This window comes from Nostocoides sp. HKS02 (genome assembly GCF_009707485.1).
Lineage (GTDB): Bacteria > Actinomycetota > Actinomycetes > Actinomycetales > Dermatophilaceae > Pedococcus.
Map to the genome: position 1 here is coordinate 1,757,642 of NZ_CP046121.1, position 15,001 is coordinate 1,772,642.

The 15,001-nt window shown below is 71.1% G+C and carries 13 protein-coding genes and 1 pseudogene; 6 read left to right on the top strand and 8 right to left on the bottom strand.

Features of this window, described 5'->3' with window-relative positions; translation table 11 throughout:
• Positions 1-11: 11 nt before the first annotated feature.
• The gene (locus tag GKE56_RS08335; protein WP_154684147.1) at positions 12-2,075 is read right to left on the bottom strand and encodes a YhgE/Pip domain-containing protein; all 2,064 of its coding nucleotides are present in this window, start codon (positions 2,073-2,075) and stop codon (positions 12-14) included.
• The gene (locus tag GKE56_RS08340; RefSeq protein ID WP_154684148.1) at positions 2,072-2,272 is read right to left on the bottom strand and encodes a hypothetical protein; all 201 of its coding nucleotides are present in this window, start codon (positions 2,270-2,272) and stop codon (positions 2,072-2,074) included. The genes GKE56_RS08335 and GKE56_RS08340 overlap by 4 nt, the downstream gene beginning before the upstream one ends.
• 501 nt (positions 2,273-2,773) lie before the next feature.
• Here GKE56_RS08340 and GKE56_RS08345 point away from each other — a divergent pair.
• Both GKE56_RS08345 and GKE56_RS08350 read left to right on the top strand, forming a co-directional pair.
• Positions 2,774-3,442 carry a TetR/AcrR family transcriptional regulator gene (locus tag GKE56_RS08345; protein ID WP_154684149.1) on the top strand — a complete coding sequence of 223 codons (669 nt, stop codon included), beginning with the start codon at positions 2,774-2,776 and terminating at the stop codon, positions 3,440-3,442.
• 80 nt (positions 3,443-3,522) lie between these two features.
• A complete protein-coding gene (locus tag GKE56_RS08350) occupies positions 3,523-4,632 on the top strand; it encodes a PLP-dependent cysteine synthase family protein (RefSeq protein ID WP_154684150.1) in 1,110 nt (369 codons plus the stop codon).
• Positions 4,633-4,641: 9 nt separating this feature from the next.
• Here the strand turns inward: GKE56_RS08350 and GKE56_RS08355 are convergent, their stop codons facing one another.
• From GKE56_RS08355 to GKE56_RS08365, 3 genes are all read right to left on the bottom strand, one after another.
• Entirely contained in the window at positions 4,642-4,926 is a 285-nt protein-coding gene (locus GKE56_RS08355) for a MoaD/ThiS family protein (RefSeq protein WP_154684151.1), read from the bottom strand.
• The gene (locus GKE56_RS08360; RefSeq protein ID WP_154684152.1) at positions 4,923-6,008 is read right to left on the bottom strand and encodes a sialidase family protein; all 1,086 of its coding nucleotides are present in this window, start codon (positions 6,006-6,008) and stop codon (positions 4,923-4,925) included. The genes GKE56_RS08355 and GKE56_RS08360 overlap by 4 nt, the downstream gene beginning before the upstream one ends.
• A 101-nt stretch (positions 6,009-6,109) precedes the next feature.
• Positions 6,110-7,027 carry a 2-hydroxyacid dehydrogenase gene (locus GKE56_RS08365; protein WP_154684153.1) on the bottom strand — a complete coding sequence of 306 codons (918 nt, stop codon included), beginning with the start codon at positions 7,025-7,027 and terminating at the stop codon, positions 6,110-6,112.
• Between the two features lie 127 nt (positions 7,028-7,154).
• On the opposite strand from GKE56_RS08365, the gene GKE56_RS08370 reads away from it, so the two are divergent.
• Entirely contained in the window at positions 7,155-8,261 is a 1,107-nt protein-coding gene (locus GKE56_RS08370; protein WP_230208838.1) for a sorbosone dehydrogenase family protein, read from the top strand.
• Between the two features lie 13 nt (positions 8,262-8,274).
• On the opposite strand, the gene gatB is transcribed toward GKE56_RS08370, so the two are convergent.
• From gatB to gatC, 3 genes are read right to left on the bottom strand one after another with little or no spacing between them, the layout of a single operon-like run.
• Positions 8,275-9,798 (bottom strand): Asp-tRNA(Asn)/Glu-tRNA(Gln) amidotransferase subunit GatB, encoded by a 1,524-nt coding sequence (gatB, locus tag GKE56_RS08375; protein WP_154685694.1) that lies wholly within the window; start codon positions 9,796-9,798, stop codon positions 8,275-8,277.
• Positions 9,799-9,824: 26 nt separating this feature from the next.
• On the bottom strand, positions 9,825-11,342 hold the full coding sequence (gene gatA / locus GKE56_RS08380) for an Asp-tRNA(Asn)/Glu-tRNA(Gln) amidotransferase subunit GatA (protein WP_154684155.1): 1,518 nt from the start codon (positions 11,340-11,342) through the stop codon (positions 9,825-9,827).
• Positions 11,343-11,366: 24 nt separating this feature from the next.
• Positions 11,367-11,663, bottom strand: coding sequence for an Asp-tRNA(Asn)/Glu-tRNA(Gln) amidotransferase subunit GatC (gene gatC, locus GKE56_RS08385; protein WP_154684156.1), 297 nt, complete (start codon positions 11,661-11,663; stop codon positions 11,367-11,369).
• A gap of 70 nt (positions 11,664-11,733) precedes the next feature.
• Between gatC and mce the strand changes: the two genes are divergently transcribed.
• The 3 genes and pseudogenes from mce (at position 11,734) to GKE56_RS08400 (ending at position 14,989) form a co-directional block, all read left to right on the top strand.
• Positions 11,734-12,174, top strand: a complete 441-nt coding sequence (gene mce / locus GKE56_RS08390; protein WP_154684157.1) for a methylmalonyl-CoA epimerase — start codon at positions 11,734-11,736, stop codon at positions 12,172-12,174.
• A 140-nt stretch (positions 12,175-12,314) separates the two neighbouring features.
• Positions 12,315-13,652, top strand: coding sequence for a crotonyl-CoA carboxylase/reductase (ccrA, locus tag GKE56_RS08395; protein ID WP_154684158.1), 1,338 nt, complete (start codon positions 12,315-12,317; stop codon positions 13,650-13,652).
• Positions 13,653-14,030: 378 nt separating this feature from the next.
• Positions 14,031-14,989 (top strand): annotated as a pseudogene (locus GKE56_RS08400) (AI-2E family transporter).
• Positions 14,990-15,001: the final 12 nt, after the last annotated feature.

The window sequence follows — 15,001 nt, forward strand, 5'->3', positions numbered from 1 at the left end:
GCGGTCGCACGTCACAGGGCGAGCTCGGGCTTGATCCGCAACGCAGTCCATGTGCCCGCCTTGCGTGCGGCCACGGTCGACAGGGCAAAGGCGCCTGCGAGGTAGAGCCCGAGGACGGCGAGGTCGGTGGCGAGGTTGGCCAGCGATCCGCCATACATCAGCCGGCGTATGCCGTCGACGGCATAGCTCATGGGGAGGGCCCGGTGGACGGGATGCAACGGCTCAGGGAGGGTCTGCCACGGGAACGTGCCCCCGGCGCTCACGAGCTGCAGGACCATCAACACCAGACCGAGGAACTTGCCCGGCGAGCCGAACCGCGCCGACAGCGCATGCATGATCATCACGAAGGTGAGCGACACCGCGGCCAGGAAGCCCAGGAGCAGGACGGGGTGCTGCGCCGAGAGGCCCACCCCGCGCAGCACCACGGCATACACGAAGAGCACCTGACCCAGCCCGAGGGCAGCAGGCGCGAGCCACCCGCCGAGAGCCGTGCGCCAGCTCGGCTGGCCCGCGGCCAGGGCTCGGGACGAGAGCGGCTTGATGAGCAGGAAGAGCACGTAGGCGCCGATCCAGAGCGCGAGGCTCAGGAAGAACGGGGCCAGGCCCGCGCCATAGCTCGCCGCCGACGCCAAGGAAAGTCCTTTGACCCCAACGGGATCCCCGAGGGTCTGGGCCACCGCCTTGCGGGCCGCGGCACTCGGGTCAGGGATGGACCGAAGGCCCTGTGTGAGCCCGTCGCGCAGCTGGGTCGCGCCGGCCTCGAGCCGGTCGAGGCCGGCGGTCAGGTCGGAGGCTCCGTGCTGCAGCGCGGTGGCTCCGCCCAGTGCGGCACGCTGCCCCGTCGCGAGCTGGGCAGCCCCGACCGCGAGCCTGTGGTTGCCCGCAGCGAGGTCGTCGGCACCCGTCGCCAGCTGGCCGCTGCCCGCATCGGCCTGGTGGATCCCGGAGTGCAACGGCCCCGCTGCCGCGGCCAACCGGTCGGCGCCAGCCGCCACCTGGGCCGCGCCGTCGGAGAGCTGACCGAGCTGGTTGGCCGAGGTCTGGAGCTGGGTGTTGGCGCTCGCGAGCTGCCCCGTCAGGCCGGAGGTGGTGGCCAGGACCTGCTGGACCTGCGCCTGGGTGAAGCCGGCCGCGCGGAGCCGGCCGGCCAGCTGGCCCTGCGCCGAGACCACGGTGGACATGAATGTCTCGGAGGCGACAGCGACCCGGTTGCCGGCCGCCGCGAGCCGGGCGTTGCCCTCGGCCACCCGGTGCGCGCCATCTGCCAGGCGCCGCGTGTCAGCCGGCATGGTCTGGGTGCCCGCATCGAGCGTCTGCAGACCGGCGTGGAGCCGATGCGCACCTGACGCGAGCCGATCGGCACCGGTGGCGGCCTGGTCGGCACCGCTGGACAGGGCGTCGCTACCCGCCACGAGCTGCCGCTCTCCTGCCACGAGCCGACCCGCACCGGTCTGGAGTCGGTGCGACCCGGCGTCCGCCGCACCCAGGCCATCGACGACCTTGGCCGCACCTGCGGCTGCAGTGCCGACCTTGTCGTGGATGGTGCTGAACCCCAGCAGCAGCTGACTCGCTGCCGTCGAGCTCACCTGCGCCGCAACGGACTTGGTCACCTGGGCGACCAGCTGGTTGGCGATGGTCCGGGAGAGGTAGTTGTTGGCGTCATTGGTCTCCACCTCGAGCTGCGCCTGTCGCGGCCGGAAGTCTGCGCTCGAGGCGAGGTCGGCCGAGAACCCCGCCGGCACGATGAGGGCGAAGTCGTAGGTGCCGTCCTGGACCCCTTGGTGCGCAGCCTCGCGCGAGACGCGGTGCCACCCGAAGCTGCGCGACCGCACGAGCTCGTTGGCCACCTGGTTACCGACGGCCAGCCGCTCCCCCGTTGCCAGCGTCGTGCCGGCGTCCTGCACGACGACGGCTGCAGGCACCCGCGAAAGACCGGCATACGGGTCCTTGTTGGCATAGAGGTAGAGGCCGCCGTAGAGGGTCGGGACCAGGACGAGCGCGACCAGGGCTGCTCGTGGCAGCCGTCCCGCGGTGACGCGGCGCAGCTCGGTGAGGGCGAGGCGGATGGCGGTCACGCGCTGACTCCCAGCTCGTAGTGAACCGGCTGGCCGAGGTGCCGGGCGGTGGCATGCGTGCACTGGACGACGACGGTGAGCCCGCTGGCGGCCAGGCTTTGCGCGGTCTGCCACCAGTGACCGGGGTCGCCACCAAGGCGGTCGGGCGCGGCGAGGACGAGCACCCGGGTCTGCGCCCGTGAGGCCGCGATGTCCATGAGCAGCACGGTGCGTTCGTGCGCGGGGACGGTCTCGAAGCGGGAGCTGGCCAGCCCCCCCCTGCCCCCGCCCGGCGAGGAATGCTCGGGTGGCCGCACGCCGGGCCGGACGACCCGCGAGGGCAAGCTGCTCGGCGACCACCGCCCGGACCTTCAGGGCCGGCTCGGGCGAGGTGACCTCCGGAAGGTCCACCAGGGCCACGTGCCGCCGTCGCATCTCGGGATCCTCGCTGCCGTCGAGCGTGACCGACCCAGCCGAGAGGGCGAGTCGCCCACCCAGGGCCAGGGCGAGGGCCACGTGGCCGTAACCCGGGTCCCCCGCCACGACGGTCACCTGTCCCGGCGCTGCGGCGAGGCTGGTCGGCAGCAGCAGTGGGTCGTGCGTCCCCGCGACGCCCACCTGGTCGGCGACAAGCTCCATGTCCACCCCTGTCCGGCGCCGCGATCGTGCGCGCCTGTCGATACACATCTGTATTCAATACAGGAGTGTATTCTCGGCGCATGTCCTTCGCCACCGAGCCCGAGGTGACTCCCACCACCCCCCGTCGGCGCACCGCCCGCCGGGAGGCGACCCGGCTGCGGATCCTCGCCGCGGCCGAGGACGTCTTCGCCGAGCGCGGGTTCCACGGGGCGAGTGTCGAGGACATCTGCGAGCGCGCCGAGTTCACCCGCGGAGCGTTCTACTCCAACTTCGCCAGCAAGGACGAGCTGGTGCTCGAGCTCTTCCAGCAGCACGTCACTCGGCTGCAGGCCGCCATCGCCGAGGTGGCGGCGCGCCCCGGGCTGCCGCTCGCCGAGGTCTTCGAGGCGGTGTTCGAGGTCTGGACCGGCGAGCCCGAGGCGCGCAGGCGCTGGTACCTGCTGACCGGTGAGTTCGCCCTGCACGCCTTGCGCGACCAGGACGTCCGCCAGGCGTGGATCGCCGTCCAGGGTCAGGTGCGCCGCGAGCTCGCCACCCTGGTGGACCAGATCGCTGTCGCCCATGGCGTGGCCGCCACGATCCCCACCGAGGACTTCGTGCGGATCGTCACGGCCGTCTTCCAGGGCGGGCTCGGCCAGCACCTGCTCGACCCACAGACCGTCCCGGCCGGCTCGCTGGAGCGCGAGTTCCTCCCGCTGCTCGTCGCAGCCGTGAGCACGCAACCAAAGGGCCACGCAGCACCCCGCTAACCTCGTGGCACCACGACGGCGTGAGTCGGCCGCGACCCGGCCGACGGCACACCCGTCCTGACAGCGAGGTGAGAACCCCCATGACGCAGGCGCCCCACCTGGTGGACGTGCACGCATCCGAGCCGGTCGACCGGAGCTGGCTCGACGAGGCGGTGCGCCGCATCCAGGCCGACGCCAACCGCAGCGCCGACACCCACCTGGTCCACCTGCCGATCCCGGGGCTGCCGGACGTCGACCTCTACCTCAAGGACGAGTCGACCCATCCCACCGGGAGCCTCAAGCACCGGCTCGCGCGGTCGCTGTTCCTCTACGCCCTCTGCAACGGTCAGCTGCGCGAGGGCACGACGGTCATCGAGGCGTCGAGCGGCTCCACGGCCGTCAGCGAGGCCTACTTCGCCCGGATGCTCGGGCTGCCGTTCATCGCCGTCATGGTCGCATCCACGAGTCCGGAGAAGATCGCCCTCATCGAGCGCGAGGGTGGCCGCTGCCACCTCGTGGCCGACGCCGGCGAGGTGTACGAGGTGGCGCGGCGGCTGGCCGAGGACCTCGGCGGCCACTACCTCGACCAGTTCACCTTCGCCGAGCGGGCGACCGACTGGCGGGGCAACAACAACATCGCCGAGTCGATCTTCGACCAGATGCTCCTCGAGCGGCATCCGGTGCCCCGCTGGGTCGTCGTCGGAGCCGGGACGGGCGGCACCAGCGCGACCATCGGGCGCTACGTGCGCTACCGCGGGCTGGCCAGCGAGGTCTGCGTCGTCGACCCCGAGCGGTCCGCCTTCCTGCCTGCATTCCAGGGCGACGAGCGCGGCGTGGCCACGGCGTGTGGGTCACGCATCGAGGGCATCGGGAGGCCCCGGGTCGAGCCGAGCTTCGTGCCGGCCGTGGTCGACCGGATGATGCTCGTCCCCGATGCCGCCTCGGTCGCCGGCATGCGCTTCCTGGCTGCGCGCACGGGCCTGCGACCGGGCGCGTCGACGGGCACCAACCTCTACGGTGCGCTGCGGCTGGCCTGCGAGCTCGCCGAACGCGGCGAGGGCGGCAGCATCGTCTCGCTCTTGTGTGACGGGGCCGAGCGGTATGCCGGGACGTACCGCAACGACGCGTGGCTCGCCGAGCGTGGATGGGACCTCGAGCCGTATGACGACGTCCTCACCCGGGCCTGGGACAGCGGCGTCTGGACCGGCTGAGGACGCGGCTCAGCCGCCTGAAACGGCGTTGATGACGTGGACGGTCGAGCTCGGCGTCACCGGCGTGCCCACTCCGGCGGCCCGCTTGGCATCCTCGCCGTCGACGAAGACGTTGACGTGACGGCGGATCTCGCCCCGCTCGTCGCGCACCCTCGTGCCCAGGATCGGCCACGGCTCGAATGCCGCGTCGAGGACCTGGCCGAGGGGGGCATTGGCGTCCAGCTCCACCGGAAGCTCGGCAACGCCCCCGACCAGGTCGCGCAACATGCCGGGCAGCACCACGCGCACCGTCATGACAGGGTGACCGCCCGCACGCACAGGACGTCCGGGAGCTGCTCGGCAATGCGGGTGAAGGACTCGCCGCCATCGGTCGAGGCGTAGACCTCGCCGTTGCGGGTGCCGAAGTACAAGCCCGGCTCGTCGTCGGTGTCGGTGCCCGCGGCGTCGCGCAGGACGTTGGTGTAGCTCGGCGAGGGCAGCCCCTGCGCCTGGGTGCGCCAGGTCGCGCCGGCGTCGTCGCTGCGCTGCACCTGGAGCTGGGCACCCGGCGGGATGCGCTCACCGTCGGAGGCGATCGGCACCAGCCAGAGGGAGTCGCCCTGCGTCGGATGGGCGACCGCGGTCATGCCGAAGTTGGTCGGGAGCCCCTCCTCGATGGAGGTCCACGTGACCCCGTCGTCGTCGGAGCGGTAGACACCGCGGTGGTTCTGGGCGTAGAGCTGCGTCGGCTTGGCGGTGTCGCGAGCAACCTTGTGGACGCACTGCCCGAACTCGGGCCACTCGTCGTGCGGCATGAAGTACGCCCGGATGCCGGTGTTGCCCGGGCTCCAGGAGGCGCCACCGTCACGGGTGTTGTAGACCCCGCCGGTGCTCATCGCCACGAGCATGGACTGGGGGTCGGTCGGGTTGGGCAGCACCGTGTGGATGGCCCCTCCGCCGAAACCCTCGCCCCACTCGGGCCGGTGCGGGTGCTCCCACAGCCCGCGGTTGAGCTCGAACGTCTCGCCGCCATCGGCACTGCGCCACAGTCCCTGCGGCTCGGTGCCGGCCCAGACGACCTGGTCGTCATGCGGGTCGGCCACCAGCTGCCAGGTCGCCTTGAGGGCCGTGTCGGTGTCGGCCGGGAAGGCGATCGAGCCCTCGGGGCGCTCCGCCCAGGTGGCGCCGAGGTCGTCGGAGTGCTGCAGCGACGGGCCCCAGTGCGAGGACCGGAACCCGACCAGCAGCCGCGGCGACCCGCGACGGGTGTCGAACAGGAGCGAGAGCACCTCGCTCATCAGGAAATGGGGCCCCTCGAGCTGCCACGAGACCCGATCCGTGCTCCGCGCCAGCCAGAGCCCCTTGCGCGTCCCGATGCCCACCACGGTTTCGCTCATGGGGCCCAGCATGGCACCGATGACCGACAGGGACCACGGCCCGGCAGCGCCGCAGGGAGACCGCCGCAGGAAGCCAAGGCGCCGGGTCAGCCCGGACCCGCTCAGACCAGGTTGCGCAAGGGCCGGCCCGCGGCATACGCCCCGAGCTGCTCGCGGAGCAGGCGCGCGGCGCGGGGCATGAACGCCGTGGACGCCCCACCGACATGGGGCGTGATGAGCACGCCAGGGGCACCCCAGAGGGGATGGTCCTCGGGTAGCGGCTCGGGGTCGGTGACGTCGAGGGCAGCCCGAAGGCGCCCCGAGGCGGTGTGCCTGACGAGGGCAGCGGTGTCGACGACGCCGCCGCGGGCGACGTTGACGAGCAGGCCGCCGTCGGGCATCGCCGCGAGAAAGTCCTCGTCGACGAGCTGCGCGGTGCGCTCGCTGAGCGGGACCACGACGATGACCACGTCGTGCCGCGGGAGGAGGTCGGGCAGCTCCTCGACCCCGTGGACTGACGGCACCAGTGCGTCACCCGTGCGCGCCCGGCTGGCGACCGCCGTGACCTGCACCTCGAACGGCAGGAGCCTGGCGGCGATCGCGCGACCGATCGAGCCGTACCCGAGGACGAGGACGCGCCGGTCGGCCAGGGCCGGATGGATCGTCGTCGGGAGCCATCGGCCCTCCCGCTGGGCCGCGAAGAACTCGGGGAAGTCGCGCAGCGAGGCCAGTGTCAGCGCGAGCGCGAGCTCGGCCGTGGAGGCGTCGTGCACCCCCGCCGCATTGGCCAGCCGCACGCCCTCGGGCAGGGCGCTCTGCACGTCCTCGTACCCGGCGGTGAGCAGCTGGACGAGGTCCACCCCGGGGGTGTGACGCAGCGCCGGGATCCGTGCACCGCCGCCGACGTAGGGCGGCACGACGACCCGGACCTCCTCGGCGCGCTCGGGCACCCCGTCGAGTTCCCAGACGGCGAGCTCCAGACCCGGCACCGCCCCCACCGCGTCGATCCATTCCTGGCCAGGAAGCGTCACGAGCGTCATGCGCCAACGCTAGACCGCCGCACAATGGGGTATGCCGGATGGCCCGCTTCGCCGCCACCGCGCCGCTCTCGTGGCGGTCGCGGCCGGGTGCGTTCTTGCTGCCGCGTGCAGCGCCGCCTCGCCCACCGTGCCCACCACCACGCCCACCACTACGACCACCACTACGCCGACGACCACCACCGCACCATCGAGCGAGACCGCGACGGCTGGGACGGCTGGGACCTCGGCGTCCCGGCCACCACCGACGTCCCACAGCAGTGCGCCGCGGCTGCCCACCCAGGTGCTCGCGTCGCACCTCGACGTCCCGTGGGCGGTGGCGTTCCTGCCCGACGGTTCAGCCCTGGTCACCTTGCGCAACAAGGCGCAGGTGCTGCAGCTGCGCGCTGGAGCAGCTCCGCTGGTCCTCGCCACGATCGCGGGCGTGCACCCCTTAAGCGAGGGTGGCCTGCTCGGCATCGCGGTGTCCCCGACCTTCGCCCGCGACCACCGGGTCTTCGTCTACTTCACTGCGGCAGCCGACAACCGGGTGGTCCGCCTGGTGCTCGCGCACGGTCGGTTGACCGACCCGGTGCCGGTCCTCACCGGCATACGCAAGGCGGGCAACCACAACGGTGGGCGGCTGGCGTTCGGACCCGACGGCGACCTCTACGTCACCACCGGCGATGCCACCGACCGACCGCTGGCCCAGCAGCGCGGTTCCCTCAACGGCAAGATCCTCCGGATCACCCAGGACGGCAGACCCGCCCCGGGCAACCCGTTCGGCGCCTCGCCCGTGTGGAGCTACGGACACCGCAACGTGCAGGGCATCGCCTGGACACCAGACGGTCGGATGTACGCCAGTGAGTTCGGCCAGGACACGTGGGACGAGCTCAACCTCATCCAGCCGGGCCGGAACTACGGGTGGCCGGTCGTCGAGGGCAGGGGTGGTCAGCCCGGGTTCGTCGACCCGGTCGCCCAGTGGCCGACCTCGCAGGCCTCACCGAGCGGCATCGCGGTCGCTGCGGGAGCCATCTGGATGACGGCGTTGCGGGGCGAGTCCCTGTGGCGAATCCCGTTGACCTCCAACGGGATTGGTACGCCACGTCGTTTGCTCGCAGGGACGTACGGCAGGCTCCGCGATGCGGTCGCGGCGCCCGACGGACGCCTGTGGATCCTCACGAGCAACACGTTCCGCGGCACGCCCGGTCCGCAGGACGACCGGGTGGTCGCGCTCGACCTCGCCGACCTGCGCTGAGGACCGGCCGGCGTCAGGTCAGGCGGGCGAGGATGATCTCGCGCGCCTTGCCGGCGTCGGCCTGCCCCCGCATCTCCTTCATGACCTGGCCGATCAGTGCACCGGCGGCCTGCACCTTGCCGTCGCGAACCTTCTGTGCCACCTCGGGGTTGGCCTCGATGACCCTGTCGACGGCCACCTCGAGAGCACCGTCGTCCTGGACGAGCTCGAGGCCCCGTGCATCGGCGACGGCAGTCGGCGAGCCTTCACCGGCGATCACGCCGTCGAGGACCTGGCGCGCCATCGAGTCGTTGAGCCGCCCGGCCCGGACCAGGCCGTCGAGCTCGGCGATGTCGGCCGGGCTCACCCCGAACTCGTCGACACCCTTGCCCTCGGCGTTGGCGCGACGGGCGAGCTCACCGCTCCACCACTTACGTGCGGCGGCCGGAGTCGCACCGGCGGCCACGGTCTCCTCGATGAGCCCGACCGCACCCGCGTTGACGACGTCGCGCATCTCGAGATCGCTGAAGCCCCACCCAGTCTGGAGCCGCCGGCGACGCAGTCCAGGAGGCTCCGGGAGGGTCTGGCCGAGCGCGTCGACGACCTCACGCGTCGGGGCGACGGGGACGAGGTCGGGCTCGGGGAAGTAGCGGTAGTCCTCGGCGTCGGACTTCTCGCGACCACTGGTGGTCACGCCGGTGTCCTCGTGCCAGTGACGGGTCTCCTGGGTGATGCGCTCGCCCCGGTCGAGAACCGCGGCGTGGCGCGTGATCTCGTAGCGCACGGCGCGCTCGACGCTGCGCAGCGAGTTGACGTTCTTGGTCTCGGTGCGCGTGCCCAGGGGGACGTCGTCCTGGCTCTGGCCGTCGGCCGCCTTGGGACGCAGCGACACGTTGGCGTCACACCGCAGCGAGCCCTGCTCCATCTTGACATCGGACACGCCCAGCGCGCGCAGCAGCTCACGCAGCGCGGCGACGTAGGCCCGAGCGACCTCGGGTGCGCGTGCCCCCGCTCCGGTGAGCGGCTTGGTCACGATCTCGATCAGCGGGATGCCGGCGCGGTTGTAGTCGACCAGGGAGTGGTCGGCGCCGTGGATGCGACCGGTGGAGCCGCCGAGGTGCAGCGACTTGCCGGTGTCCTCCTCCATGTGGGCGCGCTCGATGGCCACGCGATAGGTCGTGCCGTCGTCGAGCTCGACGTCGAGGTGGCCCTCGAAGGCGATCGGCTCGTCATACTGGCTGGTCTGGAAGTTCTTGGGCATGTCCGGGTAGAAGTAGTTCTTGCGGGCGAAGCGGCACCACTGCGCGATCTCGCAGTTGAGCGCCAGGCCGATCCGGATGGCCGACTCCACGGCCCGCTCGTTGACCACGGGCAGTGCGCCGGGCAGCCCGAGACAGACCGGGCACACCTGGCTGTTGGGCTCGGCCCCGAACCCGGTGGCGCACCCGCAGAACATCTTGGTGGCGGTGTTGAGCTCGACGTGGACCTCGAGGCCCATCACGGGGTCATAGCGCTCGATGGCGTCGTCGTAGTCGACGATCTCCTCGGCCGAGGACATCGTGGCAGCGGTCAGGTCGGTCACGGTCAGGCTCCCTTCGCGGTCAGCTCGGGGGCCTTGGCCAGGAGCGGCCCACCCCACCGGTCGACGAGCATCTTCTCCAGGGCTGCCCCGACGCCGTAGAGCCGCTCGTCCTTCGTCGCCGGGGCGAGGATCTGGATGCCGGTCGGCAGTCCGTCCTCGTCGGCCAGGCCGCTCGGCAGCGACATGCCGGGCACTCCGGCCAGGTTGGCCGGGATCGTCGCGACGTCCTGCAGGTACATCGACATCGGGTCGTCCAGCTTGTCGCCGAGCTTGAAGGCGGTGGTGGGGGCCGTGGGGCTCACCAGCACGTCGACCCGCTCGAAGGCGGTGGCGAAGTCGTTCGCGATGAGGCGTCGGACCTTCTGCGCCTGGCCGTAGTAGGCGTCGTAGTAGCCGCTGGAGAGCGCATAGGTGCCCAGGATGATGCGGCGCTTCACCTCGTCGCCGAAGCCGGCGTCGCGGGTGGCGGCCATGACCTGCTCGGCGCTGGGGTCGTCGATCCCGGCCGGCAGCACGCGCCGGCCGTAGCGCATGCCGTCGAACTTCGCGAGGTTGGAGGACGCCTCGCTGGGGAGGATGAGGTAGTACGCCGCCAGGGCGTAGTCGAAGCTCGGGCACGACACCTCGACCACCTCGGCACCGGCGTCCTGCAGCAGCTGCACCGACTCGTCGAACCGGGCGCGAACCCCGGCCTGGTAGCCCTCGCCTCCGAGCTCCTTGATGACGCCGACCCGCAGGCCCTGCACATCGGCGCGACGAGCGGCCTCGACGACGGCGGGCACCGGCGCGTCGATCGAGGTGGAGTCCATCGGGTCGTGGCCGCCGATCACCGAGTGCAGCAGCGCGGCGTCGAGCACCGTGCGCGTGCAGGGACCGGCCTGGTCGAGGCTGGAGGCGAGCGCCACCAGCCCGTAGCGGGAGACGCCCCCGTACGTCGGCTTGACGCCGACCGTGCCGGTCACGGAGGCCGGCTGCCGGATCGAGCCACCGGTGTCGGTGCCGATCGCGAGCGGTGCCTCGTATGCCGCGACGACGGCGCTGGAGCCACCGCCGGACCCGCCCGGGATGCGAGTGAGGTCCCACGGGTTGTGGGTCGGGCCGTAGGCGGAGTGCTCGGTGGAGGACCCCATGGCGAACTCGTCCATGTTGGTCTTGCCCAGGATCGGCATGCCAGCAGCCTTGAGGCGGCTCACCAGCGTGGCGTCATAGGGCGGGATCCAGCCCTCGAGGATCCTGGAACCGCAAGTCGTCGGCAGGCCCTTGGTCGCCAGCACGTCCTTGACCGCGATGGGCACCCCGGCCAGCACGTGCAGCTCCTCGCCGGACCGTCGCCGCTCGTCGACGGCGCGCGCGGCCGCCAAGGCGCCCTCACCGTCGACATGGAGGTAGGCGTGGACGTCGGCGTCCACGGTGGCGATCCGGTCGAGGTGCGCCTGCACGACTTCCACCGAGCTGAGCTCGCCGGAGTCCAGGGCATGCGCCAGCTCGGCAGCGCTGAAACGGGTGATGTCGGAGTTCACGGGCCGTCCTTGGTGGGGGTCTGGTCAGTCTTCGGCGAGGATGCGCGGCACGGAGAAGCGCTGCTGCTCCTGCTCCGGGGCGCCGGCCAGGGCAGCCTGCGCCCCCAGTGACGGGCGCACCTCGTCGGGACGGGTGACGTTCGTGATCGGGAGCGGGTGGGACATCGGCTCGATGTCGTCGGCCGCCACCTCCTGGACCTTGGCGACGGACTCCAGGATGACGCCCAGCTCGCCGACCATGCGGTCGAGCTCGGCATCGGACAGGTCGATGCGGGCGAGGCCGGCGAGGTGCGCGACGTCGTCCCGTGACAGTGCGGACATGCGGCCAGTCTATGGCGCGTGACGCATCACTCATGTCGCGGTGCAGGGCCCCGGCTCTAGGGTGAAAGCCATGAGTGCCCTCCCCACCGAGCTCTTCACCGCCATCGACCACGTCGGAGTGGCGGTCGCCGACCTCGACGCCGCGATCACCTTCTACCGGGACACCTTCGGCATGGAGCTGGCCCACGAGGAGGTCAACGAGGAGCAGGGGGTCCGCGAGGCGATGATGGCCGTCGGGGGCAGCGGGTCTCACATCCAGCTCCTCGCCCCGCTCTCGCCCGAGTCCACCATCGCCAAGTTCCTCGAGCGCTCGGGCCCGGGCGTGCAGCAGGTGGCCTACCGCGTCGAGGACGTCGAAGCGGTCAGCCAGGTTCTGCGTGAGCGCGGCCTTCGGCTGCTCTACGACACCCCGCGGCGCGGCACCTCCAACTCCCGGGTGAACTTCATCCACCCCAAGGACGCCGGCGGGATCCTCGTCGAGCTGGTCCAGCCCGCGCACGAGACCCACTGACCGCCGCCGCCTCGACCGGGTGAGCCACGTCACCGCGTGACCGCAGTCTCAGTCCCTCCCCAATCCGGTTACGCGCCAGTAGTTTCGGGTTCAGCCGTGCTGACCGACGACCCGTAACCGCGAGCCGAGGAGCCACACCGATGCAGGAAATCCGCGACGCCATCCTCTCCGGGGACCGCACCCAGGAGACGTATGCCGGACTGACCATCCCCGAGTCCTACCGCGCCGTGACGGTGCACAAGGACGAGGTCGACCTCTTCGAGGGTCTGGCCAGTCGTGACAAGGACCCCCGCAAGTCGCTCCACGTCGACGACGTGCCGATCCCCGAGCTCGCGCCCGGCGAAGCCCTCGTCGCGGTGATGGCCAGTGCCATCAACTACAACACCGTCTGGACCTCCATCTTCGAGCCGGTGTCGACGTTCGGGTTCCTCGAGCGCTACGGCCGCACGTCCGAGTACGCCAAGCGGCACGACCTGCCGTACCACATCGTCGGGTCCGACCTGGCGGGCGTCGTGCTGCGCACCGGTCCCGGCGTCCGGAAGTGGAAGCCAGGCAACGAGGTCGTCGCGCACTGCCTGTCCGTCGAGCTCGAGGACGCCGACGGCCACAACGACACGATGCTCGACCCGCAGCAGCGCATCTGGGGCTTCGAGACCAACTTCGGCGGCCTGGCCGAGCTCGCCATCGTCAAGACCAACCAGCTGATGCCCAAGCCGGACCATCTGACCTGGGAGGAGGCCGCCTCCCCCGGGCTGGTGAACTCCACGGCATACCGCCAGCTCGTCTCGCGCAACGGCGCGGGCATGAAGCTCGGTGACACGGTCCTCATCTGGGGCGCCTCGGGCGGCCTCGGTTCGTACGCCACCCAGATGGCGCTGGCCGGTGGCGCCACGCCCGTCTGCGTCGTCTCCTCCCCCGACAAGGCCGAGATCTGCCACGCCATGGGTGCCGAGCTCGTCATCGACCGCAACGCCGAGGACTACCGGTTCTGGAAGGACGAGCGCACCCAGGACCCGAAGGAGTGGAAGCGCCTTGGCGGCCGGATCCGCGAGCTCACCGGGGGCAAGGACGTCGACATCGTCTTCGAGCACCCGGGCCGCGAGACCTTCGGCGCGAGCACCTACGTCGCCCGCAAGGGAGGGACCATCGTCACCTGCGCGTCGACCAGCGGCTACATGCACGAGTACGACAACCGCTACCTCTGGATGAGCCTCAAGCGGATCATCGGCTCGCACTTCGCCAACTACCGCGAGGCCTGGGAGGCCAACGACCTGATCAACCGCGGCCTGATCCACCCCACGCTGTCCAAGACGTACCGCATGGAGGACGTCGGACAGGCGACCTACGACGTCCACAAGAACCTGCACCAGGGCAAGGTCGGGGTGCTGACGTTGGCGCCCGAGGGTGGCCTCGGAGTCTCCAACCCCGCCAAGCGCGCCGTCCACGAACAGGCGATCAACCGGTTCCGCAACGCCTGACCTGCGGCGTTCGACCGTTCGCGACAGGCGGTGCCCTAGGGTCGAGTCATGTCTGTGCTCACCCGATGGCGCGCGTACCAACGTGCCCAGCGAGAGGCGCTGCGCGCGAGCAACCACCCGCATGCCCTGGCCGACGAGGGCGTCCCTGTGGGTCCGGACCTGCTGCGTGACCTGTCTCGCGACGACGCCGCCCAGACGGCGCCACCGGTGCCCACGGATGGTGACACCTTGGGCCCCGGACCCGGACCCGACGAGCACGCTCCGTCGGAGGAGTACCCGTACGGCCGGGCGGGGCGGCCCCTCAACCGGCAGTCACCGTTCTACCTCGGCTTCGTCGGGGCGTTCGGCGTGCTCATCGCCCTCGGGCTGTGGAACACCATGGGTCGCCTCACGACGGTCATCACCCTGGTCGTCGTCGCCCTGTTCCTGACCCTCGCCCTCAACCCCATCGTCGAGTCGCTGACCCGGCGCGGGATGCTGCGGGCCTGGGCGGTGTTCGTCGTGTTCGCGGGCGTGCTGGTGGTCTTCGTCCTGCTCGGGCTGCTGGTCGTACCTCCCGTCGCGTCCCAGAGCACCCAGCTCGTCAAGGAGGCTCCGAGCTATCTCGACAACGTCCTCAAGAGCAAGCTCGTGCAGGGGCTCGACCAGCACTACCACGTGGTCGACAAGATCTCGGTGGAGTTCAACAAGCGCCTGACCGACAGCAACTTCCTCAGCCAGGTCTTCGGCGGCGTCCTCGGAGCCGGCCGCGCGGTGCTGACGGGCATCTTCCAGATGTTCACGGTGCTGGTGCTGACGTTGTTCTTCCTCGCGAACCTGCCCCGGGTCAAGCAGGCGGCCTTCGACGTCGTCCCGGCCTCGCGGCGTCCCCGCGTCATCTCGCTGTCCGAAGAGATCATGCGGCGCACCGGCTCCTACGCGATCGGCCAGGTCGCCGTCGCCGCGGTCAACGCGATGTTCAGCTGGATCATGATGTCGATCGTCGGCATCCCGTATGCCGCGGTGCTCGCGGTCCTCGTGGCTTCCTCGGGCTCGTCCCCATGGTCGGAGCCACGCTCGGCGCAGTGCTCGTGTCGACCGTGGCCGTCTTCGACGAGCCCCGCAAGATGGTCATCGCGATCGTCTACTACGTCGTCTACCAGCAGATCGAGAACTACGTGGTCATGCCGCGGGTCATGCAGCACACCGTCTCGGTGCCCGGCGGCATCACAGTGGTCGCGGCCCTGGCCGGCGGCACCCTGCTCGGCATGCTGGGCGCGCTGCTGGCCATCCCCTTCGCCGCGGGGCTGCTGCTTCTCTACGAAGAGGTCCTGTTGCCGCGACAGCGCCGGCACTGACGGGCGCCCGGT